Genomic DNA, 3,847 nt, shown 5'->3' with positions numbered 1-3,847 from the left:
CCGGCTGTCAGGCCGGCTGTCAGGCCGGCTGTCAGGGGCGTTCCCGGAAGGTCTCGAAATCCATCTTTCGGTAGCTGTCCGTGTGGATGAACCTGAGCAGGGGCAGCATGACCTCCGGGGGAATATAGCCCGGCTGGGATCCGATGCTCGTCCCGTCAGACGCGATAAAGAAGGTGGCGGGAAGCCCCTCGACCCGATACTGCTCAGCGATCTTCGGCTGCCGGTCCGAATCGACCTGAATGGGAATGTAATGGTCGTTGAGATATGCCGCCACGGCGTTGTCCCGGAAGGTCTTCTCTTCCATCACCTGGCAATATTGGCACCAGTCCGCGTAGAAATTCAGGAAGATCTTCTTGCCTTCACGCTGCCCCCGGCTGAAGCCCTCCTCGAAGGTATACCATCGGACCCCGGCCGCTGCCGTGCCTTTGCCCCCGGCCGCGGCAACACCCTCTTCCCGAGCCTCCCCCGCCCCAACAACGGCAGGTGCCCCCACGAGCAAAGCCATGACCATCACAATCCACAAATATTTCAATACGACCTCCCCCATAACCCCATAAACTCTAAATCCTGAATCCTTCTTCTAAGAAAACGTCATTTTCTCATAAATTCTGGGACCGACCCTCGAATCGCTTGAAACCCAACCACATAACCACATAACCACATAAAACCTTAACACTCTAACACTCTAAAACCCTAACACTCTAAAACCTTAACACCCTACCCCCCTAGAACCTCCCCATCCTCTCCAACAACCCCTCAGGCCCAATGAACCGGGTGACGGTTTCGGTCTTCGCGATCCGTCCCGTCCTGTCGATGAAGACGAGGGTGGGGAGTCCCACGACGCCGTACTTCCGGTGCAGGGCCTTCGCTTCGGGGTCCGACGGGTCGGAGCCGTCGACCCTGAGGGCCACGAACCGGTCGGCGGCGGCGACGACCCGGGGATCCGAGAAGGTCTTTCGGTCCAGGTCCTTGCAGGCCGCGCACCAGTCTGCATAAAAGTCGATCAGGACCGGTCGCTTTTCCCGATGGGCCGCCGCAAGGGCCGCGGCCTCATCGGTCATCCAGGCGATGCCGGCGGGCGCTGCCGCGGGTGAACCTGTCGCGCCCCCGACCCCGGCCCCGGCCAGGGCGAAGCGGGCGGCGTAGGCAATGCCCAGGGTGAGGCAGAGGATGCCCGCGGCTTTTCGGAGCCGGTCATACCCGCCGGCTGCAGCCGACAGGCCGTCAAGACCCCCGATGAAGACGCCGACGCCGATCAAAAGGGCGCCCATGGAGAGCCAGAGGATTCTCTCGGGCATGAGGGGCGCGGCATAATAGAGGGCCGCCGCCAGCATCAGCACTCCGAAGGACCGTTTGAGCCGCTCCATCCATGGGCCGGACCTGGGCAGCGCCGCCGCGGCGCCGGAGAATGTGCCGATCACGACGAAAAGGGTCCCCATGCCGAGGGCGAAGCTCCACATGATCAAAAAACCCTGGAGTCGATCCCCCAGGGTGGCGATATAGACCAGAAGCGCCACCAGAAGCGGCCCCACGCAGGGGCCCACCACGGCGCCGGCCGCCGCGCCGGTCAGAAATACGCCCACCCCGCCCCCGCCGAACTTCATGCCGATCCGGGAGGCCGCCCACGCAGGCATCCGGATGTGGAAGAGATCGAAGAGGCTCAGGGCCATACCCGTGAAAATCACCGCCACCCCGATACGGACGGCCGGGTGGCCCGCGAACCCGCCGAACAGTCCTCCCGACCACGCGGCCGCGACCCCGAAGGCGGCATAGACCAGGGACATGCCCCCCACATATATCAGGGAGAGACCGAACCCCCTGCGGGTGCTCCCCGCGCCGGCGGCGCCGATAACGGTCATGGTGATGGGAATCATGGGATAGATGCACGGGGTCAGGCTGGCCAGGAGGCCCCAGGCAAAGGCCGCGGCCAGGACCCCCACCAGCCCGAAACGGCGGTGGGCGCGCCAATAGGGGTTTTCAGAAGGCGGCGGTTCCAATGCGTCCGCTGCGTCCGCAACCGGCGCCGGAGAAACGTTCTGTTCCGCAACGGACCCGACCACATCGACAGTGACGGTTAACCGTTTTTCCCGGGGAAAGAAGCACCGGTCTCCGGCGCAGCCCTGGTACCGGATCGTCAGGGGGACGACAATGGCGGACCCGACCGGCGCCGAAGCATCCACCGACACCGGCAGGCGGAAGGTCGCGTCCTCTACATGGAAGCGGGCCGTATTCCCGTCCGGCTCGGTCCTTTCGACGCTCTTGGGAACGTCGAGGGGCCCGAAGGCGATGCCGGATACCGGGACCGGCTCGATGAACGTCCGGTCCGCATAGAGTTTGTGGCCGGGGGGAATCCCGGCGGAAACCGTGATGACGCCGCCCTGTCCCGGAGCGATGCGCTCGGGGGCGACAGCTATGATAAAGGTAAAGGGATCGGCAGGCGCCGCTGGTGAAGCCTCCCCCAGGATCCCGCCCGATTGCGCCGTCGCGGACGTTGATCCGGCCAGGAGCAGAAGGACGCAGACAAGCACCCGCCCCATCGACGGTATCAATCCGTTATTCACAGGATTCAAGAATTCCCCCTCGCCGTCACCGCCGCGGACCGGCAGGGCCTATCGGCTCAGCTCTTCGGCCCGTCGCGCCGCCGCAAGGATCGCATCGACGATATGCCGGCGGACGTTGTTCCTTTCCAGGACATTGACGGCGGCCTCGGTGGTGCCGCCCGGCGACGTGACCTTTCGACGCAGGACCTCGGGGGGTTCCCCCCTGGCCTGAATCAGCCGCACCGCGCCGTCCAGGGTTCCCAGGGTCAGTTCGGCGGCATCCGAGGGGTCGAGCCCCGCAGCGACACCCGCATGGGTCATGGCCTCGATGAGGTAGAAGACATAGGCCGGCCCCGACCCGGAAAGCGCGGTGACTGCATCCAGCTTTTCCTCCTCGAAGACGATGACTTTTCCCATGGCGCCCAGGATCTCCATGGCCGCCTCGATGTCTTGCGCATCGGCGTGGCGGTTGGGGCTCATGCCCGACATTCCGGCCAGCACCAGCGCAGGCGTGTTGGGCATCACCCGGATGATGGGCATCCTTCGGGCCCGGTCCTCGTCCAGGGGACCGTAGAGCAGGGCTTCGATCTTGCGAATGGGAAACCCCGCGGCGATGGAGATCACCAGGGTGCGTCCGCCGACGCCGTATTCGGGGCCGCTGCTGATCTCCCCCAGCACATCGGTCATCTGCTGGGGCTTGACGGCCAGGACGACGGTGTCGCATTCCGCGAAGAGCCGCGCGTTGTCCCGGACCGGAGCCACGCCGTAAGTCTTGTGCATGTAGCTGAGCCGCTCCGCGTTGACGTCGTTGATGCAGATATGTTCTCCGGGAAGGATGCCGGAGCCGAGCAGAGCGCCGATGATCGCCTCGCCCATGTTGCCCGCGCCCAGAAAGCCGATTTTTCGATCCTGAATGGCCATGAATACTCCTGTTGTTAATTCGAGGGTTGAAGGCCCCCAAACCGTCGATGCCGTTTTTTGAATATAGCGTCTCCCGCGCCCCTGTCAACGGTTTTGAGGGAAAATAACTTGACTTATAGGGATTTAAGGAGGTAGGGTTTGAGAGTTTTAAGGTTTTAGGGTTTTAGAGTTTTAGAGTGATCAGGGGGTTAACTCAGCTTTCGGCTTTCATCATGGTGACCGGACAGAGACTGACGGGCATACACGCCCCAGACGCACCCCTACAGTCTTCAGTCTACAGCCTTCAGCCTTCAGTCTTCAGCCTTTTTCAAACTCCTGACCACCTGAAAAAAGCTTGTGCCATCCATCTTAATGATGCATATTTATAATGACAGTTTATGCATACT

3 protein-coding genes are annotated in these 3,847 nt (G+C 62.6%); all 3 read right to left on the bottom strand.

Annotation, left to right across the window (positions count from 1 at the left end):
- Positions 1-31 precede the first annotated feature (31 nt).
- Positions 32-532 carry a thioredoxin family protein gene (locus tag AB7S84_RS07250; RefSeq protein WP_020877876.1) on the bottom strand — a complete coding sequence of 167 codons (501 nt, stop codon included), beginning with the start codon at positions 530-532 and terminating at the stop codon, positions 32-34.
- A gap of 193 nt (positions 533-725) precedes the next feature.
- Positions 726-2,561, bottom strand: coding sequence for a protein-disulfide reductase DsbD family protein (locus tag AB7S84_RS07245; RefSeq protein ID WP_234979110.1), 1,836 nt, complete (start codon positions 2,559-2,561; stop codon positions 726-728).
- 48 nt (positions 2,562-2,609) lie between these two features.
- Entirely contained in the window at positions 2,610-3,461 is an 852-nt protein-coding gene (gene proC, locus AB7S84_RS07240) for a pyrroline-5-carboxylate reductase (RefSeq protein WP_020877878.1), read from the bottom strand.
- Positions 3,462-3,847 lie beyond the last annotated feature (386 nt).

Origin of the sequence: Desulfococcus sp. (assembly GCF_050178255.1) — a bacterium.
GTDB lineage: Bacteria > Desulfobacterota > Desulfobacteria > Desulfobacterales > Desulfococcaceae > Desulfococcus > Desulfococcus multivorans.
The sequence above is the reverse complement of the archived record's forward strand: the minus strand, read 5'-3'. Positions and strand labels throughout refer to the sequence as shown.

Excerpts from the sequence above, each read along its gene's own strand:
- proC (WP_020877878.1), bottom strand. The coding sequence starts at position 3,461 with ATGGCCATTCAGGATCGAAAAATCGGCTTTCTGGGCGCGGGCAACATG.